Origin of the sequence: Pseudoflavonifractor hominis, assembly GCF_014288125.1 — a bacterium.
Classification (GTDB): Bacteria; Bacillota; Clostridia; order Oscillospirales; family Oscillospiraceae; genus Pseudoflavonifractor_A; species Pseudoflavonifractor_A gallinarum.
Genome location: NZ_JACOPR010000001.1, coordinates 53,973 through 78,789, shown reverse-complemented (window position 1 = coordinate 78,789; position 24,817 = coordinate 53,973). Strand labels below are relative to the sequence as shown.

Genomic DNA, 24,817 nt, shown 5'->3' with positions numbered 1-24,817 from the left:
GAGCGGGGGCAATTTTGCCCCCGTCTCCCCGCGGAAGATCGATTTTACTGGGTCAGATAGGTGTCCCGGAAGTCGCTGGCATCAGCGGCGGAGGGGGCGAAGCCCTGCACGCTGGTGCTGGAGACGAAGTACTTCATGGGGCTTGCGATGCAGATCTTGGTGGAGTCCTCCACGCAGATCTCCTGGGCCTCGTTGTAGTACTCCTCCCGCTTGGCCTCGTCGGTGGTGGCGATGCCCAGGGCGCACAGCTCGTCCACACGCTCATTGGAGAAGCCAAAGACGTTGGCGCTGGAACCAGTACCGAAGAAGAAGGAGATGGCACGGTTGGGATCGGTGCCGGCGCCGTCGCTGACCACCATCAGGTCAAAGCCGGCCTCGGGGGTGCTCATCTTGCCCCAGATGTCCACGTACTCGCCGGACTCCAGGTTGGTGATCTCCACGTCGATGTAGATCTCGGAGAGCTGCTGCTGGATGACCACGGCGGCCTGGCGGAGGGAGTCCATCAGACCGGCGGCCAGCTTCAGGCTCAGACGGTTGCTGTCGCTGTACCCGGCGGCCTCCATCAGCTCCTTGGCCTTGTCCAGGTTGAACTGGTAGAGGTCAAAGGAATCGGCGCCCAGAGACCAGTGGCCCATGGCGGGGGGCATCATGGTGCTGACCTGGGCCTGGCCGTTAAAGACCACGTTGATGAGGGTCTGGCGGTCCAGGGCGTAGCTCATGGCCTGACGGACGTTCTGATCCTGGAGCGCGGGGGTGGAGAGGTTGCAGCCTATGGCGATGTAGTCGTTGGTCTGGTAACCCAGAACGCTCAGGTTGCTCTCCTTCTCGGCGGCGGTCACGTTGGTGGAGGAGAGGTTGGCGATGTTGATCTCACCGGTGCGCAGGGCGGCCAGACGGGCGGCCTCGTCGCCAATGAGGTAGTAGGTGATGCCGCCCAGCTTGACCCGGTCGGCCTCCCAGTACTCCTCAAACTTGGGCAGCTCCACGTAGTTGTCGGGGAGCCACTCGCCCAGCATGAAGGGACCGGTGCCGCCATCGGCACGCATCAGGTCGCCGTTCTCCGCGATGACATCCTTGTCCACGATGGCGCCATAGTTGCTGGTGAGGTTGCCCAGGAAGGCGGCGTTGGGCTCCTTGAGGGTGAACTTGACGGTGTAATCGTCCACCGCCTCCACGCTCTCGATGCCGCCATAGTAGCTGTCCTTGCTGCCCAGGGCGCCGATGTCGCCGGCCTCGGTCTTGCCCAGGACACGGTCAAAGGAGTAGACCACGTCGTCCGCAGTCATCTCCCGGCCGGAGTGGAACTTCACGCCCTTGCGGAGATAGAAGATGTAGGTCACGTCGTCGGGGATCTCCCAGCTCTCGGCCAGCTGACCATAGTAGGTCATGTCGGCGTTGGTAGCAACCAGAGTCTCATAGAGCTGGTTGATGATCCGGAGGGAGGCCTCCTCGGAGACGGTGTGGGGATCAAAGCCGGTGGGCTCGGAGTCCGTACCGTACTTGAGGATGCCGCCCTCCACCGGGGTGGTGGAGACCGGAGCGCTGGGGGCGGAGGATGCGGGAGGCGTATTCCCGCCGCCGCATCCGGCCAGCAGACCCGTAAGCAGGACGCCGGCCAGGGAGAGGGATAGCCACTTTTTTGCGTTCTTCACAGTAAGTACCTCTTTTCCATTCAGATTTCGTATGTCACAGGCCAGCGCCTGCGGATACCGGTCAGACGGGAACGGGGGGTGTTCGTCCCAGCAGAGCATAGTGGACCGCCCGGCGGAAGTCGTTGGAGGATCCGGGCGGCTCCCCCTCCATACGGTAGAATTTGTTGGTGAGGATGACCGCGCCTATGTGATGGGCACGGCTGATCCACAGACTGGTGCCGGTAAAACCGTTGTGTCCGCAACCATCCGGGAAGACGTCACACCGGTCAAAGCCCAGGCCACGCTCCTCCACACAGGTCTCCATGGCCCGGAGGAACCAGGGGCGGTCGGTGGAGAGATAGAACTGCCCCAGAGCGGAGAGGGCGTCCGCCGTAGCGAAGATTCCGGCATGTCCGCTGGCGCCGTTCCAGTAATAGAAGGCGTTCCCGTCGTTGCAGGTGCCCCGCACCTCCACGCCGTTGGGCCGCCAGCCGTCAAAGGAGAGGCCCCGCTGGGCGCACATGCGCTGTTCGATCTGATTTCCGTAGCAGGTGGGCACGGCCAGAGCGGGATCGATGGGACCATAGGCCATATCCGAGATACCAAGGGGAGTTTTGACGTAGCGCTCCAGCGCCTGCCGGAGGGGAAGACCGGAGACCGCCTCCACCACCAGGCCCAGGAGCATGAAGTTCAGATCGCTGTATGCCATGCCGGTCTCGGGCTCCGTGGTGGCCAGAACGTGTTCCAGCACCGTGTAGAAGTCCCGCCCATCGGCGTAGAAGGGATACCACGGTACGATACCGGAGGTGTGGGTCATGAGCTGTCCCACGGTCACCTTCTCCAACCGCCGCCGGGTGACCGGGCCGGGGGCATGGGCGGGCAGGAGGGAGAGCACAGGTGTCTCCGGGGTGAAGCGTCCCTCCTCCATAAGCGAGAGGAGCATCGTGGTACACACCAGTTTGCTGACCGAGGCCAGGTCAAACCAGGCGCTGAGCTCCACTCCGCCCACGGCCCGGCGGTACAGGATCTCTTTCTCGTTGAATACCTGGCAGACCGCGGAAGGGTAATACCCTTCCTGCCGGTAGGTCTCCAATATGGTGTCAAGCTGTGACAGTTCCATCTGCCGCACCTCCATTGGAAAAATGATATGGTTCACGCAGGAAGAGCGCTCAGTCCTGCTGGAGGGAGCGTATGAGCTCCCTGGTCTGGGAGAGGCTCTTCCGGGTATGGTCGAAGTCGTGCTTGGCGATCCCAAGATAGAGCAGGTCCAGCAGGAGCAGGCCGGAGATCCGGGAGGTCATGGCCCCCATGCGGAACTCCCCCTCCTCGCTGGGGATGTAGAGGGGATAGTCGGCCAGGCGGGAGAGCGAGTTGTGGTTGGCCTGGGTGATGGCGATGACTCTGCATCCCCGCTCCTTGGCGGCCCGGGCGGCTAGAACGGTCTCCCGGGTCTCGCCGCTGTAGCTGATGGCAATGACAATGTCGCTCTCATCCAGCAGAGCGGCGGTGGCCAGATTGGTGTGGGCGTCGGCGTGATAGAAGGCGGGGATGCCGATGCGGGAGGATTTGTAGAGGAAATCCATTGCCAGCAGGCCGGAGGCCCCGATACCGAAGAGATGGATGCGCCGTCCGGCACAGATCTCCTCCACCGCTTGGTTGAGGACCGACACATTGACCATGCGATAGGTCAGGGAGGTGTTCTTGAGATGGATGAGCTCCGCCTTCTGGAGAATGGTGTCCAGGTCGTCGTGCTCCTGGATGACGGTCTGAAACTCGTCCAGTGCCTCGGCACCAGATTCTTTGGCTAGGTCCAGCTTTAATTCGGTAAAGCCTTTGAAACCGAGCTTCTGGGAGAAGCGCACCACCGCCGCCGGGGAGGAGCCGCAGGCGGCGGCAAACTCCTTGGCGTTCATGCGGGTGACCTCCCCGCTGTGGGACAGAAGGTAGTCGGCAAGACGCCGTTCGGTCTCAGTCAGCGAGGCGAGGCCTTCTTTGATCAAAAGTGTGCATCCCACGGCGACAACCTCCTCTCTTTTTGTAGATATTATAGCAAAGCGTGAGAGGCAAGTCCAGAGGGTTTGAAATATAATTTCATGAATCTTGCAAAAAAGATGAAATAATATTGTGTTGACAGAGTGAGAGGGATGCGGTAGGCTAGAAGCAAACAGACAGGAGGTGTGCGCATGGACGACTATCTGGCAGGCCTGAGCACAGAGGGGATCAACGAGGAGACCCGGCGGATCGACACCTGTTCCACAGAGGAGATGGTGCGGCTCATCAACCAACAGGATGCACGGGTGGCAGCGGCAGTGGCCAAGGAGACGGACAAGATCGCCGCGGCGGTGGATCTGATCTATGAGCGGTTCCGTGCAGGAGGGAGACTCATCTATCTGGGCGCGGGGACATCGGGGCGTTTGGGAGTGCTGGACGCGTCGGAGTGCGTGCCCACCTTCGGCGTGGACTCGGACATGGTGCAGGGCTACATCGCGGGAGGCGACACTGCGCTGCGTCACCCGGTGGAGGGCTGTGAGGACCGGGAAGAGGACGGCATCCGCCTGGTGGAGGAGCTGAAGGTAGGCCCCAAAGACGCGGTGGTGGGCATCACCGCCAGCGGCAGCGCCCCCTACGTACTGGCGGCCGTCCGCCGGGCGGGAGAGCTGGGCGCCGCGGTGATCGGGCTTTGCACCAATGCAAACTCCAAGCTGGAGCGGGTCTGTCAGGTGTGCATCGCCCCTCAGGTGGGGCCCGAGGTGATCTCTGGGTCCACCCGTATGAAGTCGGGAACGGCCCAGAAAATGGTGCTCAATATGCTCACCACCTGTTCCATGATCAAGCTGGGCAAAGTCTACGGCAATCTGATGGTGGATCTGAAGGTGAGCAACCGCAAGCTGGAGGACCGGGCCAAGCGCCTGATCGTCCACGCCACCGGGACCGACCCGGATACGGCGGCGGAATATCTGACCCGGGCGGACGGCCACGCCAAGCTGGCCATCCTGATGCTGGAGAGCGGTCTGGACCGGGAGGAAGCCAAGGCGCTGCTGACGCGCTGTGAGGACCATCTGGGCCGGGCCATTTGCCAGGCCAGGGAAGAAGGAGGCGGGGCGTAATGCTCTGGAGCGGAACGGACAAACCGGTGCGCCGGATCGTGGGCATGATGTCGGGCACCTCGGTGGACGGGGTGGACGCCGCTTTGGTGGAGGTCCGGGGCACGGGCGACCGCTGTCAGGTGAAGCTGCTGGCCTTTGAGAACCGGCCCTATCCGGAGACGGTGCGGGAGGAGATTTTTACCCTCTTTCAGCCGGAGCAGGCCACGGTGGACCGGGTGGGACGAATGAACGTTTTGCTGGGAGAGCTCTATGCCCGCAGCGCCCGCTCGGTGGTGGAGGGGGCCGGACTGCGTCTGGAGGATGTGGATCTCATCGGTTCCCACGGACAGACCATCTGGCACAGCCCCCAGACCGTGTGGGAGGAGGGCTTCCCCATCCATTACACCGTGCAGATCGGGGAGGGAGCCGTGATCGCTGCCCGCACCGGTGTGCCCACGGTGTCGGACTTCCGGGTGGCGGATATGGCGGTGGGCGGACAGGGCGCGCCCCTGGTGCCCTTCACGGAGTACCTCCTCTACCGGAGGGAAGAGGAGACCATTCTTCTCCAGAACATCGGCGGGATCGGAAATATGACCATCCTGCCCGCCGGAGCGGGACCGGAGGAAGTCTATGCCTTTGATACCGGGCCGGGCAATATGATCATTGACGCGGCGGTCTCCGCCCTGACCGGGAGGGAGCAGACCTATGACGTGGACGGGGCCATGGCGGCGGCGGGCCGGGTCAATGCGGACCTGTTGGCCTGGCTCCAGCAGGAGCCCTATTACAGCCGTCCCTTGCCCAAGACCACCGGACGGGAGGAGTTCGGCACCCAGTACACCGAGCGTGTGCTGGAGCGGGGCAGGGAGCTGGGCCTCTCATCCCAGGACATCGTGGCCACGGTGACTGACCTGACCGCCTGGAGCATTGCCGACGCCTACGGGCGGTATGTCCAGCCCCGTTACCGGGCCTCCCGCCTGGTGGTGGGCGGCGGTGGGAGCTATAACCCCACTCTGTTGGCCTTCCTCTCCCGTCGTCTGGGGGAGTATGGTGTCGCGGTGCAGACCCAGGAGGATCTGGGATGGAGCAGCGATGCCAAGGAGGCGGTGGCCTTTGCGGTACTGGCCGACCGGTGCGCCATGGGAGAGGCCAACAGCCTGCCCGGCGTCACCGGGGCGGAGCGGGCCGCGGTCATGGGGAAAATCTCCCTTCCGCCCCGTGGATCGGGAAAGGGGGAGCATCGATGAAGCTGGAATTGCGCAAAGGGACGGAGCAGGACGTGGAGGCCTGTCTTCCAGTCTTTCTGGACAGCGCCATCTATGAGCGTTATTTCCGGGGAGACGACCGGCTGGAGCGCTCCCTGCGGGGGGCGGCCGGACGGGGAGAGCTCTATCTGGCGGTCACCGAGCAGGGAGAGATCGCCGGAGCCATGCGGGTGGTCCTGCGTGGCTTCTGCGGGCTGTATCCCTATCTGAGCCTGCTGGGTGTCAAGGCCTCCTTCCGGGGGCAGCAGGTGGGAAGCTGGCTCATGGAGCAGCTGGAGGAGATGGCCCGGGCATCCGGGGCCTCCCGCGTGACGCTGATGGTCAGCGACTTCAACACCGGCGCCCAGAAATTCTACGCCGGGCGGGGCTACTGGACGCTGGGAAGCCTGCCCGACGCGGCCAAGAAGGGCATCACCGAGCTGGTGCTGGTCAAAGAGGTATGAAAAAAGGCCGTCCGGAGCATATATGCTCCGGACGGCCTTTCTGCGTCCGTGACAGATTTCCGTTAGAAGGCCCGGCCGATGTCGGTGCGGAACTGCATCCCCTCAAAATGGATGTGTTCGGCCGAGGCATATGCGCCCCGGATGGCCTCGTCCAGATCCCCGCCCACGGCGGTGACACCCAGTACGCGGCCGCCGCCGGTGACCAGCTCGCCGGAGTCGTTCCGGGCCGTGCCCGCGTGGAAGACCACGGCGGTCTTGCCGGCCTCCTCCAGGCCGGTGATGGGCAGTCCCTTCCGGTAGGAGCCGGGATAACCCCCGGAGGCCAGCACCAGACAGCAGGCCGCACCCGCTTTCCAGCGGATCTCGGTCTGATCCAGGGTGCCGTTGCGGCAGGCCAGGAGAATGTCCATCAGGTCGCTCTCCAGCAGGGAGAGGACGGACTGGCACTCGGGGTCGCCGAAGCGGGAGTTGTACTCCACCACCTTGGGGCCCTGGGGGGTGAGCATGAGGCCGAAGTAGAGCACGCCCTGGAAGGGACGGCCCTCGGCGGCCATGGCATCTACCGTGGGCTGGAAGATGGTCTCCATGCACACCTGGGCCAGATCGGGGGTGTAGCAGGCCACCGGGGCGATGGAGCCCATGCCGCCGGTGTTGGGGCCCTGGTTGCCGTCAAAGGCCCGCTTGTGGTCCTGGGAGGCGGGCATGGGAACCAGGTGCTTCCCGTCGCAGAAGGCCAGCACGGTGACCTCGGGACCGGTCATGCACTCCTCAATGACCACCTTGGCGCCCGCCTCGCCGAACTTTTTGTCGGCCATCATGGCGCGGACGGCATCCTCGGCCTCCTCCACACTCTGGGCCACGATGACGCCCTTGCCCAGGGCCAGGCCGTCGGCCTTGACCACAATGGGGGCGCCCTGCTCCCGGACATAGGCGAGGGCGGCCTCCAGCTCGGTGAAGGTCTGATAGCGGGCGGTGGGGATGTGATACTTGGCCATCAGATCCTTGGAGAAGGCCTTGCTGGCCTCGATGACGGCGGCGTTGGCCCGGGGACCGAAGGCGGGGATGCCAGCGGCCTCCAGGGCATCCACCATGCCCAGGGCCAGGGGATCATCGGGGGCGACCATGACGAAGTCCACAGCGTTCTCCCGGGCCCAGGCCACCATGCCCTCCACGTCGGTGGCTTTCACCGGGACGCACTGGGCCAGGGCAGCGATCCCGGCGTTGCCGGGGGCGCAGGAGAGTTTCGTTACCTTGGGGCTCTTGGACAGGGCCCAGACAATGGCGTGCTCGCGGCCGCCGCCGCCAACCACTAAAACATGCATAGAGATGACCTCCAAATCACAATAAAGTCAGGAGAGCAGGGCGCTCAGTCCGGCCAGCAGGACCAGGTGCCCCGGATAGAACCAGTAGAAGAACCAGCGGCTCCCGTTGCCCCGCTTCCCATTGTAGCGGGAGAGGGGCACCAGGGAGAGGCAGGCAAAGGCCGACATCAGCAGGGAGTAGGGCAGATAGAAGCGCTGGAAATAGGGGAGCCGTCCTCCCATGTCTACCAGGAACCGTGCCCACCCCTCGGTGGGGAGGATGGAGAGAGTGGGCACGCCCCAGTAGGCCCAGAGGCTGCCGGCCAGATAGTAGCACAGCAGGCACAGGGCAAGCATCCGGAGCTGGCGGGCGCGGTCCTCTCCGCAGAAATAGAGGATGACCACGGTGAGGCAGCCGATCCAGCCGTAATCCCCGTGAAGGGGCTGGGCCAGAAAGACGCACACACCGCCCAGCAGGATTCCCAGAACAGGATAGCCCTTTTCCTGAAAGTGCCGGTAGAGACCGATGGCCAGAGAGGCGAGGAAAAAGGTGGTGATGACGCTGCGCCCATCCTCCGGCATGACAAAATAGAGGGGGATCTGGGTGAGGTCGGCGAAGCAGAAGAGCCGCCGCAGATAAGCGGCATAGTGCCTGGTTTTCCGGCAGCCCTCCGCCACGAAGAAGGCGAAGATGGGAAAGGCCAGCCGCCCCACATACCGAAAGAGATAAAACCACAGGGAGTCGGGCGGGAAGAAAGGGGCCATGGGCTCAAAGAACATCCCCACATGGTCGATGACCATGAAGAGGGCGGCCAGATATTTGAGCTGAGTCCCGCTGAGACCGCCGCTCCGTTCCAGGGCGGACACCGCTTAGTGGTGGAACAGGCGCACACCGGTGAAGGCCATGACCATGCCGTGCTTGTCGGCAGTGGCGATGACCTGGTCGTCCCGGATGGAGCCGCCGGGCTGGACAATGTAATGCACACCGGACTTATGGGCGCGCTCCACGTTGTCCCCGAAGGGGAAGAAGGCGTCGGAGCCCACGGTCACGTCGGAGAGCTGGGCGATCCACTCCTGCTTCTCCTGGGCGGTGAGAACCTCAGGCTTGACCTGGAAGATGGTCTGCCACACGCCCTCGGCCAGCACGTCGTCGTGCTCCTCGGAGATGTACAGGTCAATGGCGTTGTCCCGGTCGGGGCGGCGAATGCCCTCCACGAACTGGAGACCCAGGACCTTGGGATGCTGGCGCAGCCACCAGATGTCCGCCTTGTTGCCGGCCAGACGGGTGCAGTGGATGCGGCTCTGCTGTCCGGCGCCCACGCCGATGGTCATGCCATTTTTCACATAGCAGACCGAGTTGGACTGGGTGTACTTGAGGGTGATGAGGGAGAGGAGCATATCGTGCTTGGCCTGCTGGGGGAGCTCTTTGTTGGCGGTAACGATGTTCTGGAGCATCTCCTCCGAGATGTCCAGATCGTTATAGCCCTGCTCAAAGGTGATGCCGAAGATGTTGCGCCGCTCGATGGGGGCGGGGGTGTAGTCGGGATCGATGGCCACCACGTTGTAGCCGCCCTTGCGCTTGGTCTTGAGGATCTCCAGAGCCTCGTCGGTGTAGCCGGGGGCGATGATGCCGTCGGAGACCTCACCGGCCAGGAAGCGGGCGGTGTCAGCGTCGCACACGTCGGAGAGGGCGGCCCAGTCGCCGAAGGAGCACAGACGGTCCGCGCCCCGGGCCCGGATGTAGGCGCAGGCGATGGGGGAGAGCTCCCCCTCGGGGGCAAAGTAGATCTTCCGCTCCACCTCAGTGAGGGGGAGACCCAGAGCAGCTCCGGCGGGGGAGACGTGCTTGAAGGAGGAGGCGGCGGGCAGGCCGGTGGCCTTCTTCAGGGCCTTGACCAGCTGCCAGGAGTTGAGGGCGTCCATGAAATTGATGTAGCCGGGGCGGCCGTTGAGGACCTGGAGGGGGAGCTCTCCCTCCTCCATATAGATGCGGGCGGGCTTCTGGTTGGGGTTGCAGCCGTATTTCAGTTCCAGTTCAGTCATGTGAGAGCCTCCGTTTGTTGGTATGTAGTGGTGAAATTACTGATGCTTGTTCAGAATGACGGTGTCGCTCTTTCCGCTCTCCAGATCGGTGTAGCGGACGAAGAGGGAGACCTTGTTGTCCTCGTTGAGGCTCTCCCACAGCTCCCGGGCCAGGGTCTGGGCGTCGGGGGCGGTGATGGCGACCTGACGGGGCTCTCCCTCAAAGGAGGGCAGGGGGTCCCGGTTCTCCTGATAGGTGTGGATGAAGTGGCCCTGTCCGGCCAGGGGGTGCTCATAGCCGAAGAAGTAGCGGCGGCAGGAGGAGGGATCGCCGTTGGCGCTCTTCAGGATGGAGAGGGCATAGCTGCCGTCCTTGTGGAGCAGGCCGGAGATCCGGGGGGTGTAGTTGGGGCCATCGGGCTCAAACTCCCGGGTGCGCAGGGACTGGGCAAAGACCTTGCCCTCCAGCAGGCCGCCCCGGACGGTGTCGGTCTGATCGCCGTTGGTGACCACGGTGTCGTCGCCCACCACCCGGACGGGATGGTAGATGATGAGGGAGGGATCGGTCATCTTGCTCTCGTCAAAGGCCTTGGTGCGGATGCCGTCCTCGGTGACCTCGAAGATGCGGTTGCGGCTGTTCTCGCTGCGGCCCATGATGAAATAGGCGATGACGCTGTGTCTGCCGTCGGCAGACTTGCCCAGCAGGATGCCCCGACCGGGGTAGGGATGGGACTGGAGCAGCTCACAGAGATTCAAGGTGTTCATGAAAGATTCCTCCTGACAATGAAGTGGATGAAAAAAGAAAATGGGCGCACCAAAAACAGGTGCGCCCAGACGGTCGGCATAACAAAAGCTGTACTCCATGTGGTAAGCCCACGGTTCCGTCAGTCATACAGCTTTTTTAGGATAGCATATCCCCAGCGGCCTTGTCAAGACGCCTGTCGGAAGGGCGGGGAATTTAGGGGAGAATGTGCACGTGCCGGCCCTCTACCGCCAGCTTATCCTGGCAGAAGAGCGAAACGGCCTGGGGGAGGAGCTTCCACTCGGCCTCCTCCATGACCCGGCGCTGGAGGATCTCCGGGGTGTCACCCTCCCGGATCTCCACCGCCTTCTGGAGCACGATGGGGCCGCCGTCGGCCTCCTCATTGACGAAGTGGACGGTAGCGCCCGTGACCTTCACGCCGTAGGAGAGGGCCATCTCATGGACGTGGAGCCCGTAGGCCCCCTTGCCGCAGAAGGAGGGAATGAGGGCCGGATGGACGTTCAGAATGGCGTTGGGGAAGGCCTCCACCATCTCTTCGGTGAGGATGTGCATAAAGCCGGCCAGCACCACCAGATCGATGGAGAGGGCCTTGAGCTTCTCCACCAGAGCGATGGTCATGGCCTGAGGGGAGGGGTAGTCCTTCCGGGCCACCACATAGCCGGGGATACCGGCTTTTTCGGCCCGCTCCAGGGCATAGGCGTCTGCCCGGGAGGAGAGGACGGCGGCCAGCACGCCGCCCCCCAGCTCTCCCCGGCCCTGGGCGTCGATGAGGGCCTGAAGATTGGTTCCGCCGCCCGAGACCAGAACGGCGATGCGTTTTTCCGCCATGGCCTTACACCAGCTCTACGCCGGCGTCGCCCCGGACCACGGAGCCCACGGCGTAGGCGCTCTCTCCGGCGGCACGGAGGATCTCCAGAGCCTTCTCGGCCTCCCCGGCGGGGACGGCCAGGAGCATGCCCAGGCCCATGTTGAAGGTGTTGTACATGTCCCGCTCGGGGATGTTGCCCTTCTTCTGGATCAGGTCGAAGATGGGCAGGCGGGGGAAGGAGGAGAGCTCGATGCGGGCGGTGAGACCCTCAGTCATCATGCGGGGGACGTTCTCATAGAAGCCGCCGCCGGTGATGTGGCTGATGGCGTGGATGTCCACGCCGGCCTTCAGGAGAGCCTTGACCGCCTTGACATAGATGCGGGTGGGGGTGAGGAGGGTCTCACCCAGGCTCTTGCCGCCCAGCTCGTCCACGGGGGCGTTCAGATCGGCGTGCTCCACGTCAAAGACCTTGCGCACCAGGGAGAAGCCGTTGGAGTGAACGCCGGTGGAGGCCAGACCGATGAGGGCGTCGCCCTCGCTCAGGCGCTTGCCGTCGATGATCTTCTCCTCGTCCACGATACCCACCGAGAAACCGGCCACGTCATAGTCCTCATCGGGCATGACGACGGGGTGCTCAGCGGTCTCGCCTCCCACCAGGGCGCACTCGGACTGGCGGCAGCCCTCGGTGATGCCGGCGACGATCTCGGCGATGCGCACGGGATCATTCTTGCCGCAGGCGATGTAGTCCAGGAAGAAGAGGGGGGATGCGCCGCCGCAGATGATATCGTTGACGCACATGGCCACGCAGTCGATGCCGATGGTGTCGTGCTTGTTCAGCAGCAGGGCCAGGCGGAGCTTGGTGCCCACGCCGTCGGTGCCGGAGACCAGCACAGGGCGCTTCATCCCGGCCAGGTCGGGGGCGAACATGCCGCCGAAGCCGCCCAGGGTGCCCAGCACGCCGGGGATGTAGGTGGATTCCACCATGGGCTTGATACGCTTGACCGCCTCATAGCCGGCGGTCACGTCCACGCCGGCAGCGGCGTAGGAAGCGGAATGAGAGTTTTCCATACGAACCTCCAAAAAAATAGTGGGGGAACGGCCTTACTCTTTGCCGGTCCAGCAGTAGGTACATACCTTGCAGGGCTCCAGTCCGATGGCCTTCATGAGGCCCTCCAGGGACTGATAACCCAGAGAAGTGAAGTGGAGCTTTTTGCAGATGGCCTCCAGCATGCACTGGCCGCGCTCGGTGGTGGGATCGGCGTACTCATCCAGATGGGCCTCGCCCTCCTCGCCCTCCAGCTCCTGGACAGTGCGGCGGGTGATGAGCTCCATCTCGGATTTGCTGGAAGAGAAGTTCAGGTACTTGCAGCCGTACATGATGGGGGGACAGGCCGAGCGGATGTGGACCTCTTTGGCGCCCGACTCATAGAGGAAATCCACGGTCTCCCGCATCTGGGTGCCGCGGACGATGGAGTCGTCGATCATCAGCAGCTTCTTGCCCTGGATGAGCTCGGGCACGGGGATCTGCTTCATCTTGGCCACCTGGTTGCGGACCTTCTGGTTGTCAGGCATGAAGGAGCGGGGCCAGGTGGGGGTGTACTTGACGAAGGGACGGGCAAAGGGCTTGCCGCTGCGGTTGGCGTAACCGATGGCATGGGGGATGCCCGAGTCGGGAACGCCTGCCACATAATCCACGTCCTGGGCGATACCCCGCTCCCGGTCGGCGTCGGCCATGATCTCGCCGTTGTGGTAGCGCATGACCTCCACGTTGACGCCCTCATAGTTGGAGTTGGGGTAGCCGTAATAGGTCCACAGGAAGGCACAGATCTTCATCTCGGTGCCGGGGGCAGAGAGCTGCTCCACCCCATCGGTGGTGACCCGGACGATCTCCCGGGGGCCCAGTTCGTAATAGTCGTGATAGCCCAGCTTGTGGTAGGCGAAGGACTCGAAGGAGATGCAGCAGCCGTCCTCGTCCCGGCCCACCAGAACGGGGAGGCGGCCCACCTTGTCCCGGGCAGCGATGATCTCGTTGTCGGGGGTGAGGATGAGGATGGTAGCCGAGCCGTCCACCACATCCTGGGCGTGGCGGATGCCGTCCACCAGGTTGTCCTTCTGGTTGATGAGGGCGGCGATGAGCTCGGTGGAGTTGACCTTGCCGGAGCTCATGGCCATGAACTGGGTGCCCACACCGGCGTCAAAGTACTGCTTCACCAGCTCCTCGGCGTTGTTGATGATGCCCACGGTGGTGATGGCAAAGAGGCCCAGATGGGAGCGCACCAGCAGGGGCTGGGGGTCTGTGTCGCTGATGCAGCCGATGCCGCTGTGTCCGGCAAAATCGGACAGGTCCTTCTCGAACTTGGTCCGGAAGGGAGTGTTTTTGATGTTGTGGATTTGGCGCTGGAACCCCTTGTCCCGGTCATAGATGACCATGCCGCCCCGGCTGGTGCCCAGGTGGGAGTGATAGTCCACGCCGAAAAAGATGTCAAGTACGCAGTCCCGCTTGGAGACCGCACCAAAGAAACCGCCCAAAGTCTTTCCTCCAATAGAAATGTGGGGGCGGGCCGGCGCGGGGCCGGTCCGCCAAGTCAGATGATAACGGAAACCGGGAGAGGTTTACTCTCCCATGAGGCGGCGCATGACCTCCTCATAGGCCTCCTCCGCGCCGCCCAGATCCCGGCGGAAGCGGTCCTTGTCCAGCTTCTCATGGGTCTTCTCGTCCCACAGGCGGCAGGTGTCGGGGGAGATCTCGTCAGCCAGAACGATCTGGCCGTCGGCGGTCTTGCCGAACTCCAGCTTGAAGTCCACCAGATCGATGCCGATCTCCTTCATGAAGCCCTTGAGCAGGTCGTTGACCATGAAGGCGTACTTCTTGATGAGCTCGATCTCCTCCCGGGTGGCCAGCTTCAGGGCCAGGGCGTGGTAGGAGTTGAGCAGGGGATCACCCAGGTCGTCGTTCTTGTAAGAGAACTCGATGGTGGGCTCGTCAAAGACGATGCCCTCCTCCACGCCGTAGCGCTTGGCGAAAGAGCCGGCGGAGATGTTGCGGACAATGACCTCCAGGGGCACAATGGAGACCTTCTTGACTACGGTCTCCCGGTCGCTGAGCTCCTCCACAAAGTGGGTGGGGACCCCCTTGGCCTCCAGGCGGCGCATGAGGTTGTTGGTCATGCGGTTGTTGATGGCGCCCTTGCCGGTGATGGTGCCCTTCTTGAGGCCGTTGAAGGCGGTGGCGTCATCCTTGTAGGACACGATGACCAGATTGGGGTCCTCGGTGGCATAGACCTTCTTGGCCTTGCCCTCATAGAGCTGCGTTGTTTTTTCCATAGTTCACATTCCCCTTGCACACATTAGGATATTGATAGCAATTGATAGCAGAGATGATTACTGGGCGAAGAAAAGCTTGGAGAGGGTCATGGGATCCACATACTTGCCGTCCTTGTACACCCGCATGTTGCCGGAGGCCACCTCGTCGATGAGCATGACGTTGCCGTCGGCATCGTAACCGAACTCAAACTTGATGTCGTACAGGACCAGACCGCGGGCCTTGAGCTCGTCCGCCACGATCTGGGTGATCTGCTGGGTCTGGGCCTTCATGTCGTCGTACTGCTTCTCGGTCATGACGCCCAGAACCACCAGGCCGTCCTTGGTGACCAGAGGGTCGCCCTTCTCGTCGTTCTTGAAGGTGGTCTCCACATAGGCGGGCAGATCAGCGCCCTCCTCGATGTACTCGCCGTACCGGCGCAGGAAGCTGCCCACGGCCTTGTGGCGGCAGATGACCTCCAGACCATGGCCGAACACCTTGGCGGGAAGGACCTCCATGGTGGTGTTCTCCAGGTCGGCGCTGACATAGTGAGTCTTGATCCCGGCGGCGTTGATCTTCTCAAAGAAATAGATGGACATGCGCAGGTTCACGTCGCCCACACCGTCGATGGTCAGGCCCACGGAGTTTTCACCGGGATCGAACACACCGTCCTTGCCGGTGCAGTCGTCTTTGAACTTCAGCAGGTAGTTGCCGTTGTCCAAGGCAAACACGTCTTTGGTCTTTCCGGTGTAAACCAGTTTCTTTTCCATGTGGATCATCCTCCAGAACAAAGATTAGTAGATCAGTTTATCGGGCAGCGGGTACGCTTACTGGGCCAGCTCGGCCTGAAGCTTGGCTTCCTTCTCGGCGATCTGCCGGGCCATCTTGACCCGGGCCTCATCCAGCCGGGCAGCCAGATCGTCATCGCTGACGGCCAGGATCTGAGCGGCCAGGACGGCGGCATTTTTGGCGCCGTTGATGGCCACCGTGGCGACGGGGATGCCGCTGGGCATCTGGACGGTAGCCAGCAGGGCGTCCAGACCGTCCATGGCGCCCCCCTTCATGGGGATGCCGATGACGGGCAGGGTGGAGTTGCCGGCAAAGGCGCCCGCCAGATGTGCGGCCATACCGGCGGCACAGATGAGCACGCCGAAGCCGTTCTTCCGGGCATCCCGGGCAAACTCGGCCGCCTGGACGGGGGTACGGTGAGCGCTGAGGATATGGGCCTCGTAGGGGATGTGGAACTCGTCCAGCTGGGTGCAGGCGGCCTTGACCACCGGCCAGTCGCTGTCGGAGCCCATGATGATGGCAACTTTCTTCACAGGAATGACCTCCTCGTTCATCTTGGGAAGGGAGACGGAACCAAACAAAAAGTTAGGTCGGTACAAAATAAATCAGGGTATCCGTTATACGGATACCCTTCCTAATCAAACCGCTATTTTGGACGCATTGGGACCCTGAGACAGGCGCTTATGTGCAGTAATCTTCCAGTTCAGCATCCGATCCACGTCCGTTCCCCCTTATCAAAGAAAGAATGCTTATACTATATCGGCTCTTCTGTCGCTTTGCAAGTGCAGAGGTGGATTTTTGTATGCTTATACAAGGGGAGCGGGGGGAAGAACGGCGCATTTTGCCATACCCGGCAGTGCAGTGTCGAAAAGGGGTTGACAGAACCAATTTGTCATACTATACTTCAAATAGTAATACTAATAGACGGTATGTATCACAAATAGTGGTACGGAAAGAGAGGAAGATAAGATGACACGACCGATGCGGACGCCGGATGAGCCCTATGCCCAGGGGAAGGTGACGCTTCTGCGTCTCATCTCCCAGTCGGTCAAAGAGGGGACGGAGAAGCTGCCGTCCGAGGAAGAGCTGGCAAAGCTGGCCGGAGTGAGCCGGGTGGTGATCCGGGATGTGCTGAGCGAACTGGAGTCCAGGGGGTATCTCACCCGCTGGCGGGGCCGGGGCACCCTCATCAATGCGCCGATCTGCACCGCACAGCCCCGCATCGACGAGGAATTCAGCTTTCAGGAGCTCTTTGCCGCCCGGGGAATGACACCTGCGGTGCGCCTTCTGGAGGACCGCTGGATCTCCCCTGAAGAGGCGGAGCTGCCCCTTGGAGCGGAGATTGGCCAGGGGGAGGAGCGGCTTTTGATGCTGGAGCGGGTGTTCCTGGGGGACGGCGTTCCCATGATCCACAGCAAGGTCTATTTCCGGGGCAGCAACCTGGAGTTTGACTATCAGAGCTGGAAGAATTTTGCCGAGCTTACCCTGAACGAATTTCTGGAGCTCTTCTGCATCCGGCAGCCGGTGGTCACACTGGCAGAGCAGACGGTAGAGACGGCGGATGCCGCCCTGGCCTCCAAACTGGAGGTGGCAGAGGGGGCCCCGCTGCTCCGGATGGACGATGTCCGATACGGTGTGGGCAGCTTGGAGCTCCTGCGCGGCACCGCCTGCTTCTGCAAGGACATCCTGCCGCTGCGCCTGGTCCGCAGAAGATAAGATACAACGATTTCACAGCGCCATAGACTGCATCCATACGAAACACCCATATGTTTTCCGTTATCCCTGGAGCCGGGGGCTCCATTTTGAGATAGGAGGAAACAGATATGAAGGAATGTCTCAGAAAGCAGATTTTCCTATGGACCGCTTCCGCCCTTTTGATGGGCGGCCTGGCCGCGTGCGGCGGGGGAGGAGAGGGCGCCCCCGCCGATTCTTCCGGAACACCGGAGGGAGAAAGTGAGATCAAAATCGGCATCCTCATTCCCGGTTCCCCCACGGATGGCGGCTTCTCCCAGCAGGCGGCCGAGGCCGGCGCGCTGCTGGAGGAGCAGTTTAGCTGTGAAGTAGCCGTTGTAGAGGCGGCCACAGCAGACGCGATCAAGAGCGAGGGCGAGTCCATGGCTGCCGAGGGCTACAAGATCGTATTCGGCCATGGGGGACAGTGCTCTACGCCTCTGGCCGAGATCAGTAAGGATTACCCGGACACCTGGTTCGTCACAACAGGAGGAACCGAGGTAAGAGAGAACCAATTTCCAGTTTCTCTCTGCCTGGAGCAGAGCACTTATGTGGCCGGTGTTGTAGCGGGAATGATGACAGAAAGCAACATGCTTGGCTGTTCAGTGGGAGGAGATTATCCGGCATATACAAAGACGACAAATGCCTTCGAGCTGGGGGCTAAGAGTGTTAATCCAGATGTAAAAATTTTATTTAATGTGCTCAGTTCAACAGATCCGACAGAGGGATACGAAGTCACCATGAATCAAATTAAGATGGGCGCAGATTTTATTTACAGCAACAGCAACGAAGCGCAGTCAGGATCAATAAAGGCGGCGGCAGAAAGCGAAGGGGTCTATGCTTTTGGAACATTAGGAGATTTTATTCCTCAGGCCCCGGAGACTGTGCTTGCAAATACCATGGGTGACTGGTCCAAGGCATTTATCAACGCCACCGAGGCCATCCTGAATGATGAGGTGGGCGAGCCGGAGATTATGTATCTGGATACATCCAATGATTCCGTCTCTTTCGAGTGGAACGAGGAGCTCAAAAAGGAGGTCCCCCAGGAAGTGCTGGATAAGGTGGACGAGACCATTCAGGCCATTGCGGATGGCACCATCCACGTTCCCAATGAGTACGAGCTGGGCTGATAGAAGAGCAGAAAGGAGAAGGACGCCATGGAAATGAGCGGAAAGGTCGCGGTAATCACCGGCGGAACCTCTGGAATCGGAAGGAGCACCGCAGAAAAGCTGCTGGAGCGGGGGGCCACTGTCCTAGTCCTGGGCCGCAGCCGGGAGCGGGGCGCGGAAATGGAGCAGCTTGGGAATTGCCATTTCTACCCCTGTGATATGGCCTGCCCGGAGGAGATCGCAGAGACCTGTGATGCCATCCTGCGGGACTATCCGGAGATCGACATTCTGGTCAACAACGCGGGCATGTCCATTGACGGAACGGTAGAGACACTGTCTCTGGAGGAGTGGAACCAGATCTTTGCCGTCAATGTGACCAGCGTTTACCTGATGAGCAAGTATCTGATTCCGGCCATCCGCAAGCGAGGCGGGGGACGCATCATCAACATCGCCTCCACCGCGGGCACGGTGGGAGCCCCTGGGCTGGACGCCTATGCCTCCACCAAGGGAGCGGTCATCCAGCTCACCCGCAGCATGGCGGCGGATTATGCCGCGGAGGGGATTTTGGTCAACGCGGTTTGCCCCGGAGGGACCCTTACGCCCCTGATGTGCGGGATCGAGGCCAACGGCAGCCTGGACGACTTCGCCAGTCTCTTCCCCATCAAGCGCCTGGCCCAGCCGGAGGAGATCGCCGCCATGATCGTATTCCTGGCCAGCGACGCGGCCAGCTTTATGGCGGGGAGCACCGTGCTGGTAGACGGAGGATTTACCTGTATTTAAGGGCGGAAAAGCCGCCTGGGAAAGCGGGAGCGCGCGCACTCCATATGGAGGGGCGGGGCGCTCCCGCTCTTTCTGTCCCGGAGCGAAAAAATAGGCTTAGACAAAGGACAGGGGACGTGCTAGAATAGGGGCTGAATCACACAGCGCATGGATCGGACCGGGCTGTCTCGCCTGTCAAGAGAGGGGGCAGACAGCGGAGAAGGCCGGCCGTGCAGCCGTTTCAGCGGAGGAAGAGAGTATATGAAGATCGCAACAGCCCAACAGATGCGGGAGATGGACCGCGCGGCCATTCAGGAGCGGGGGATCGCGTCCACCTTGCTCATGGAAAATGCGGCCCGGGCAGTGGCGCGTGCCGCTGTCAGCGTGGCGGAGGCGCGGCCGGAGCGTCCGGGAAGACCCCGCCGGGCGGTTTGCTTCTGCGGCGCGGGCAACAATGGCGGGGACGGCGTGGCCGCGGCCCGCTTTCTGATGGAGGCGGGGATGGAGGTCCGGGCGGTCCTGGTGGGCCGGCGGGAGAAGATGACCTCTGACTGCCGGGAGATGGAACGCCGTCTGGAGGCCAAGGGTGGCTCTCTGGAGGATTTCACCCCCGATGACCCGGACTTTGCCTGCTGGTGCCTGGAGGCCGACGTGATGGTGGACGCCCTGTTTGGGATTGGGCTGAATACCCCCCTGCGGGGGGATCCCCTGATGGCGGTGCAGATGATGAACACCTGCGACATCCCGGTGGTGTCCGCAGACATCGCCAGCGGTGTGGAGGCCGATACCGGACGGATCCTGGGGGATGCCGTCCAGGCCGATGTGACGGTGACCTTCTCCCTGCCCAAGGCCGGACATTTCCTGGGAGAGGGCGGCCTGCGCACCGGACGGCTGACGGTGGCCGAGATCGGCATCCCGCTGGATCTGGTGCTGTGGACGGAGAGCAATTTTTACTCCGTGTGTGAAAATGACGTCTACCTGCCCCGCCGGGAGCGGGACGCCTACAAGGGGAATTTCGGGCGGGACTATATCCTGGGCGGATCGGTGGGTTATACCGGAGCCCCTGTCCTGGCGGCCCGGGCCGCCGTCCGCGCGGGCGCGGGCCTGGTGTCGGTGGGTGTGCCGGAGCCCATCTGGCCTGTGGTGGCCATGAAGCTGGATGAGGCCATGCCCAGCCCGCTGCCTGCGGGTAAAACGGGAATGCTCTCGCTGGAGGCCACGGAGCAGATCCTGGCCCGGATGAATTCCAGTGACGTCTGCCTGATCGGACCCGGGCTGGGCCGGGGGAACGGCGTGGCGTCGGTGGTGCGGCATCTGCTGCGCTCGGCCCATACTGCTGTGATCCTGGATGCGGACGGCATAAATGCGCTGGAAGGGCATATAGATGTGTTGGAGGCCCGGCGGGGCGTGGTCACCATCCTGACCCCCCATGACGGGGAATTCCTCCGCCTGGGCGGAGATCTGAGCAGCGGGGACCGGCTGGCCGCCGCCCGCTCCTTTGCACAGGAGCACGGCTGCTGTCTGGTACTCAAGGGACACCGCACGATCACGGCGTTCCCCGACGGCTCGGCCTATGTCAATACCACCGGAAATCCGGGTATGGCCAAGGGCGGCAGCGGAGATGTCCTGGGCGGCATCATTCTGGCCCTGCTGGGGCAGGGGATGTCCTGCCGGGAGGCGGTGCCCATGGCCGTGTGGCTTCACGGCCGGGCGGGGGACCTATGCGCCGAAGAGATCGGCGAATACGGCATGACCCCCGGAGATCTGATCGAACGGCTCCCCCGTGTCCTGCGGGAGTGCGAGGGAAAGATCCGGGAACTGGGACCCCAATAAAGAAGGAGGGACGGGTGTGCGCCATCGCTGGATGTGTGCACCGATGATAGCCCTGTGTCTGCTGCTGCCGTCCTGCGGCGGGGAGACAGGTAATGAGGCCGAACAGCTGGCGCTTGATATCCGGACGGAATATCTGGCCATGCAGAGCTGTGCCGCCCACGTGGAACTGACCGCAGATTATGGCCAGCGGGTGTATACCTACGGGCTGGACCTCTCCTATGTGCGGGAGGAGGAAATGACCCTCACCATCACCGAACCGGAGCATATCGCGGGGATTATGGCCCATATCCGGGAGGGGGAGACCACGCTGGAATATGAGGGAGTGCGGGTGGAGACCGGGCCCCTGAACGAGGCGGGGCTGAGTCCTATGAACGCCCTTCCGGTTTTGCTGACCGGCATACAGGAGGGCTTTTTGGCCGAGAGTGTGCTGGAGGGAGGCGGAGAAGAGCCGGAGACCCTCCACATCACCATCCGGGACCCGGAGGCAGAGGCGGGCAGCGGAACCGAGCTTCAGATCTGGTTTGACCTTGCGACCCATGCCATGCTGCGGGGGGAGATCAGCCAGGACGGCTTTACCGTGGTCCAATGTGTCCTTTCGGGATTCTCCATGACGTAAATTCAGAATAAGAAAAGGAGCTGCCGGATGGCAGCTCCTTTTTGCAGACGGTCGCGGAAGGGTATTTCTGCGATTTTTGCGGCAAGAGCCTCGCAGAGTTCTGCCGTCCGCAGACGGCAGAATCAAATTAAATGGTGTTTTCCGGCGGCGTGTACGTCGGAAAACGCTCCTCTCAGGCCGCAAGTGTGCGAGCGTCAGCGAGTGCATGCGGCGGCCTGTATCTCCTCGAAAAAATGCTTGCATTTTTGAGAAGCGTGTCGAAGTTTTTCGACACGCTGAAAGGAGCTGCCGGATGGCAGCTCCTTTTTGGGATTACTGGTCCTGTTCGTCTTCGCAGCAGTCGCAGTGAGGACAGGGAATCTCGGTCACATTGTCGGCCGGAGCGGCTTCCGCCGCTTCCCGGGCGGCCTCCTCGGCCTGACGCTCCAGCTCATCCAGCTCGTCCAGACGGCGGCGCAGCGCGTCCCGCTCCTGGGCGGTCATGGCCTCAAGCATCTCCTGGAACTGCTGCTCCCGGCGCTCTTTGGCAGCCTGTCTGCCCTTTTCCTGGAGCTCTTCACTGATCTGCCGTCCCTGTTCCGCGGCGATCTCGCCCTTTTCGACCAGAACTTTGCCCAGTTCACCGGCTTTTTCCGCTGCGATGGCGGCGGCGCCCACACCGGCATAGGCCACATTGGTCAGCGTATCGGTCAGTTTATCCCACATAGAGAGACACCTCCTGAATTAGATTGATCCTGGGATGTGCGATTGGTTTGGATGTCACGACGGGAGATGTTCTCCCTCCGATGCTCTATATTATACCCGAACCCGGGCAAAATGTCTTTGAGTTTCTTTAAAGGGAAGATTAAAAACGGATGAAAGAACCGGCAAAGAGTCCAGAACCCGCAGGAAACGGCAGTTCGTGGGGAAATTCCCGGAAGTTGCCCGGCTTCCCTTGTGAGAAGGTACGGTTTGTGCTATGATAATGTCTGCACGCATGAAAATCAATGGTGTCTATGGTGAACGGGAAAGAAGGCAGGTTACATGGAGAGCAGGCAGAAGCGCACCTGGGCCGAGATCGACCTGGGCGCTCTGGAGCATAATTACCGGGTGCTGCGGGGGATGCTGTCCCCTGGCTGCCGCTTTTTGGGGGTGGTCAAGGCCAACGCATACGGCCACGGTGCCATCCCGGTGGCCCGGCGTCTGGAACAGCTGGGCGCGGACTACCTGGCGGTCGCCTCTCTGGATGAGGGCGCGGAGCTCCGGGTAGCGGGGATCACGGCCCCCATCCTGGTCCTGGGGCAGACTCCGACGGAGTTCGCGGCTGATGTGGTGCGTCTGCGTCTGACTCAGACCGTCTGGGATCTGGAGAGCGCCAAGGCCCTCTCTGCGGCGGCCCAGGCCGAGGGTAGAGAGGTGAAGATCCACCTCAAGGCGGATACCGGAATGTCCCGGCTGGGTCTGTGCTGCGATGCATCCCATTTGGAGCAGACGGCAGAGACCATGGCGGCTATCTGCGCCCTCCCGGGTCTGAACCATGAGGGCATCTTTACCCATTTTTCCGACGCCGACGGGAGCGAGGAGTTTACCATGCTCCAGTTTACCCGATTCCTGGACCTGATCGACAAGCTGAAGGACATGGGGATCACCTTTGCGATCCGGCACTGTGCCGCCAGCGCGGCCACCCTGCGCTTTCCGTGCACCCATCTGGATATGGTGCGGCCGGGGATCGCGCTCTATGGCCACTATCCCTCGCCGGAGTGTGAGGGACTGGACGGCGGTGCGCTGGAGCCGGTGATGACCCTCAAGACACGGGTGGCCGCCGTGGAAGAGCGGCCCGCCGGTGCCTGTGTGAGCTATGGCCGGACGGCCCGGCTGGAGGAGGATACCCGCCTGGCGGTGCTCCCCATCGGATATGCCGACGGCCTGTTCCGGGGCCTGTCCAACCGGGGCGTGGTCTCTTTGGGAGGCGGGCGGCGTCCCATTTTGGGCCGGGTATGCATGGACCTGTGCATGGTCCCCGCGGGGGAGAATGTCCACCCCGGCGATGTGGCCGAGGTCTTTGGAAAGGAGCTCCCGGTGGAGGAGCATGCAGACCTGCTGGGCACCATCTCCTATGAATTGCTCTGCGCCGTCTCCCGCCGGGTGCCCCGGATCTACCTGGAGTGAGCAAGGAACCACTGCCTGTGCCGGAGCATAAAATGACCCGGGGAGAGTATCGCCGGGCCGACGGAGGGCACACAGCTTCCGGGGGATTTTCCCGGCGCCGTGTATAAATCCCGCCGTGCCGTGGGAGAATCATAGTAGCTTGGCGAAGGGGGGAAAACCCCGGTGACGCCGGCCACTATCTTCCGGCGGAGTGTGAGCTTTTGTGGACAACAGCGTGAAACGTGGAGACATTTTTTATGCCGACCTGAGTCCTGTGGTGGGCAGCGAGCAGGGGGGCGTGCGTCCGGTTCTGATCGTGCAGAACGATACGGGCAACAAGCACAGTCCCACTGTCATCGCGGCGGCCATCACCTCTCAGACGGGCAAAGCGCGCCTGCCGACCCACATCGAGTTTGCGGCCGGGAGCTACGGGCTCCCAAAAGATTCGGTGGTCCTGCTGGAGCAGATCCGGACTCTGGATAAGAAACGGCTGCGTGAGCATATGGGAAGGCTGGACAGTACACTGATGAAACAGGTGGATTCCGCCATTGCAGTCAGCTTTGGCCTCCATCCCCAGCAGCTGGTCTGACCGCTGAGGCGGCAGAGACAGAACACACGGGACGCGGGCCGGCGAAAGGCTACATAGCAATATGCAGCATTTGCCGGCCTGGCGTCCGTTTTGGAATCGTACATAGGAGGACACCCATGAAAGCAACAAAGTGGATGCCGCGCCTGTTGGCCGGAGGATTGGTGACGCTGTCCCTGATGGGAGTAGCTCTGGCTGCCGCACAGGGCAGCCAGAGCGATCCCCTGGTGACACTGAGCTATCTCAATGAGAAGGCGACTCCCTCCATTCTGTCCCAGGTGGACAGCAAACTCACCCAGCGGGAGAGCGCCCTCAAGACCCAGCTGCAGCAGTTGGCGGACGGTTACGCCCAGGAGATACAGGGTTCCGGCGGAAGCGGGGGGAACGCCTCGGTCTATCAGGTGGTGACCCTGAAGCAGGGGCAGCAGCTGGTCGCGGGCACTTCCTGCGAGATCCTGCTGCGCAGCGGTACGGCGGTCTGTGTATCCGACTCCTCGCCCGGCCTGGTGGATATGACGGCCGGGAGCACCCTGGCGCCGGGAGGAGCATTGACTGCCAATCACCTCTACCTGGCCACCATTGAGGGGCGGGGCGTGAAGGCCTCCGGAGCAGTTACCCTGATGGTGAGAGGGAATTACAGCATCCGATAA

25 protein-coding genes and 1 riboswitch are annotated in these 24,817 nt (G+C 62.2%); of the genes, 11 read left to right on the top strand and 14 right to left on the bottom strand.

Going from position 1 to position 24,817, the window contains the following annotated elements:
- Nucleotides 1-44: 44 nt before the first annotated feature.
- From H8S34_RS00395 to H8S34_RS00385, 3 genes are all read right to left on the bottom strand, one after another.
- On the bottom strand, nucleotides 45-1,652 hold the full coding sequence (locus tag H8S34_RS00395; protein ID WP_180956881.1) for an ABC transporter substrate-binding protein: 1,608 nt from the start codon (nucleotides 1,650-1,652) through the stop codon (nucleotides 45-47).
- A gap of 61 nt (nucleotides 1,653-1,713) precedes the next feature.
- Nucleotides 1,714-2,751 carry a serine hydrolase domain-containing protein gene (locus tag H8S34_RS00390; RefSeq protein WP_180956880.1) on the bottom strand — a complete coding sequence of 346 codons (1,038 nt, stop codon included), beginning with the start codon at nucleotides 2,749-2,751 and terminating at the stop codon, nucleotides 1,714-1,716.
- A 49-nt stretch (nucleotides 2,752-2,800) separates the two neighbouring features.
- On the bottom strand, nucleotides 2,801-3,631 hold the full coding sequence (locus H8S34_RS00385) for a MurR/RpiR family transcriptional regulator (protein WP_186962753.1): 831 nt from the start codon (nucleotides 3,629-3,631) through the stop codon (nucleotides 2,801-2,803).
- Nucleotides 3,632-3,814: 183 nt separating this feature from the next.
- On the opposite strand from H8S34_RS00385, the gene murQ reads away from it, so the two are divergent.
- From murQ to H8S34_RS00370, 3 genes are read left to right on the top strand one after another with little or no spacing between them, the layout of a single operon-like run.
- Entirely contained in the window at nucleotides 3,815-4,738 is a 924-nt protein-coding gene (gene murQ / locus H8S34_RS00380; RefSeq protein WP_101693398.1) for an N-acetylmuramic acid 6-phosphate etherase, read from the top strand.
- Complete coding sequence (locus H8S34_RS00375; protein ID WP_186962752.1) at nucleotides 4,738-5,961, top strand: anhydro-N-acetylmuramic acid kinase; 1,224 nt, start codon at nucleotides 4,738-4,740, stop codon at nucleotides 5,959-5,961. Before murQ ends, H8S34_RS00375 begins: the two co-directional genes overlap by 1 nt.
- Nucleotides 5,958-6,422, top strand: coding sequence for a GNAT family N-acetyltransferase (locus H8S34_RS00370; RefSeq protein WP_186962751.1), 465 nt, complete (start codon nucleotides 5,958-5,960; stop codon nucleotides 6,420-6,422). The genes H8S34_RS00375 and H8S34_RS00370 overlap by 4 nt, the downstream gene beginning before the upstream one ends.
- 62 nt (nucleotides 6,423-6,484) lie before the next feature.
- Here the strand turns inward: H8S34_RS00370 and purD are convergent, their stop codons facing one another.
- The 10 genes from purD to purE all read right to left on the bottom strand — a co-directional run bounded on the left by purD (nucleotide 6,485) and on the right by purE (nucleotide 15,960).
- Nucleotides 6,485-7,744, bottom strand: a complete 1,260-nt coding sequence (purD, locus tag H8S34_RS00365) for a phosphoribosylamine--glycine ligase (protein WP_186962750.1) — start codon at nucleotides 7,742-7,744, stop codon at nucleotides 6,485-6,487.
- Nucleotides 7,745-7,771: 27 nt separating this feature from the next.
- Nucleotides 7,772-8,590, bottom strand: a complete 819-nt coding sequence (locus H8S34_RS00360) for a TraX family protein (RefSeq protein ID WP_186962749.1) — start codon at nucleotides 8,588-8,590, stop codon at nucleotides 7,772-7,774.
- Between the two features lie 3 nt (nucleotides 8,591-8,593).
- Nucleotides 8,594-9,766 carry a phosphoribosylaminoimidazolecarboxamide formyltransferase gene (locus H8S34_RS00355; RefSeq protein WP_186962748.1) on the bottom strand — a complete coding sequence of 391 codons (1,173 nt, stop codon included), beginning with the start codon at nucleotides 9,764-9,766 and terminating at the stop codon, nucleotides 8,594-8,596.
- Nucleotides 9,767-9,802: 36 nt separating this feature from the next.
- Entirely contained in the window at nucleotides 9,803-10,510 is a 708-nt protein-coding gene (locus H8S34_RS00350) for an IMP cyclohydrolase (protein ID WP_186962747.1), read from the bottom strand.
- Between the two features lie 56 nt (nucleotides 10,511-10,566).
- Nucleotides 10,567-10,647: riboswitch (ZMP/ZTP riboswitch) on the bottom strand.
- A 56-nt stretch (nucleotides 10,648-10,703) separates the two neighbouring features.
- Entirely contained in the window at nucleotides 10,704-11,336 is a 633-nt protein-coding gene (gene purN / locus H8S34_RS00345; RefSeq protein WP_101693391.1) for a phosphoribosylglycinamide formyltransferase, read from the bottom strand.
- A gap of 4 nt (nucleotides 11,337-11,340) precedes the next feature.
- Complete coding sequence (gene purM, locus H8S34_RS00340) at nucleotides 11,341-12,384, bottom strand: phosphoribosylformylglycinamidine cyclo-ligase (RefSeq protein ID WP_186962746.1); 1,044 nt, start codon at nucleotides 12,382-12,384, stop codon at nucleotides 11,341-11,343.
- 33 nt (nucleotides 12,385-12,417) lie between these two features.
- Nucleotides 12,418-13,845 carry an amidophosphoribosyltransferase gene (locus H8S34_RS00335; protein WP_101693389.1) on the bottom strand — a complete coding sequence of 476 codons (1,428 nt, stop codon included), beginning with the start codon at nucleotides 13,843-13,845 and terminating at the stop codon, nucleotides 12,418-12,420.
- A gap of 84 nt (nucleotides 13,846-13,929) precedes the next feature.
- Nucleotides 13,930-14,640, bottom strand: a complete 711-nt coding sequence (purC, locus tag H8S34_RS00330) for a phosphoribosylaminoimidazolesuccinocarboxamide synthase (RefSeq protein ID WP_101693388.1) — start codon at nucleotides 14,638-14,640, stop codon at nucleotides 13,930-13,932.
- Between the two features lie 57 nt (nucleotides 14,641-14,697).
- Complete coding sequence (locus H8S34_RS00325) at nucleotides 14,698-15,387, bottom strand: phosphoribosylaminoimidazolesuccinocarboxamide synthase (protein ID WP_101693387.1); 690 nt, start codon at nucleotides 15,385-15,387, stop codon at nucleotides 14,698-14,700.
- 57 nt (nucleotides 15,388-15,444) lie between these two features.
- Nucleotides 15,445-15,960: a 5-(carboxyamino)imidazole ribonucleotide mutase gene (purE, locus tag H8S34_RS00320; protein WP_101693998.1), complete on the bottom strand. Its 516-nt coding sequence runs from the start codon at nucleotides 15,958-15,960 to the stop codon at nucleotides 15,445-15,447.
- A 415-nt stretch (nucleotides 15,961-16,375) separates the two neighbouring features.
- On the opposite strand from purE, the gene H8S34_RS00315 reads away from it, so the two are divergent.
- The 5 genes from H8S34_RS00315 (at nucleotide 16,376) to H8S34_RS00295 (ending at nucleotide 21,454) form a co-directional block, all read left to right on the top strand.
- Nucleotides 16,376-17,122: a GntR family transcriptional regulator gene (locus tag H8S34_RS00315; RefSeq protein WP_186962745.1), complete on the top strand. Its 747-nt coding sequence runs from the start codon at nucleotides 16,376-16,378 to the stop codon at nucleotides 17,120-17,122.
- A 107-nt stretch (nucleotides 17,123-17,229) separates the two neighbouring features.
- Nucleotides 17,230-18,267 carry a BMP family lipoprotein gene (locus H8S34_RS00310; RefSeq protein ID WP_186962744.1) on the top strand — a complete coding sequence of 346 codons (1,038 nt, stop codon included), beginning with the start codon at nucleotides 17,230-17,232 and terminating at the stop codon, nucleotides 18,265-18,267.
- A gap of 27 nt (nucleotides 18,268-18,294) precedes the next feature.
- On the top strand, nucleotides 18,295-19,026 hold the full coding sequence (locus H8S34_RS00305) for an SDR family NAD(P)-dependent oxidoreductase (RefSeq protein WP_186962743.1): 732 nt from the start codon (nucleotides 18,295-18,297) through the stop codon (nucleotides 19,024-19,026).
- A 240-nt stretch (nucleotides 19,027-19,266) separates the two neighbouring features.
- Nucleotides 19,267-20,838 (top strand): NAD(P)H-hydrate dehydratase, encoded by a 1,572-nt coding sequence (locus H8S34_RS00300; protein ID WP_186962742.1) that lies wholly within the window; start codon nucleotides 19,267-19,269, stop codon nucleotides 20,836-20,838.
- A 16-nt stretch (nucleotides 20,839-20,854) separates the two neighbouring features.
- Nucleotides 20,855-21,454, top strand: coding sequence for a hypothetical protein (locus H8S34_RS00295; protein ID WP_366485509.1), 600 nt, complete (start codon nucleotides 20,855-20,857; stop codon nucleotides 21,452-21,454).
- Nucleotides 21,455-21,766: 312 nt separating this feature from the next.
- On the opposite strand, the gene H8S34_RS00290 is transcribed toward H8S34_RS00295, so the two are convergent.
- Nucleotides 21,767-22,159: a hypothetical protein gene (locus H8S34_RS00290; protein WP_186962741.1), complete on the bottom strand. Its 393-nt coding sequence runs from the start codon at nucleotides 22,157-22,159 to the stop codon at nucleotides 21,767-21,769.
- A 318-nt stretch (nucleotides 22,160-22,477) separates the two neighbouring features.
- On the opposite strand from H8S34_RS00290, the gene alr reads away from it, so the two are divergent.
- From alr to H8S34_RS00275, 3 genes are all read left to right on the top strand, one after another.
- Nucleotides 22,478-23,602, top strand: a complete 1,125-nt coding sequence (gene alr, locus H8S34_RS00285) for an alanine racemase (RefSeq protein ID WP_186962740.1) — start codon at nucleotides 22,478-22,480, stop codon at nucleotides 23,600-23,602.
- 202 nt (nucleotides 23,603-23,804) lie between these two features.
- On the top strand, nucleotides 23,805-24,170 hold the full coding sequence (locus H8S34_RS00280; RefSeq protein ID WP_101693379.1) for a type II toxin-antitoxin system PemK/MazF family toxin: 366 nt from the start codon (nucleotides 23,805-23,807) through the stop codon (nucleotides 24,168-24,170).
- A 116-nt stretch (nucleotides 24,171-24,286) separates the two neighbouring features.
- Entirely contained in the window at nucleotides 24,287-24,817 is a 531-nt protein-coding gene (locus H8S34_RS00275; RefSeq protein ID WP_186962739.1) for a hypothetical protein, read from the top strand.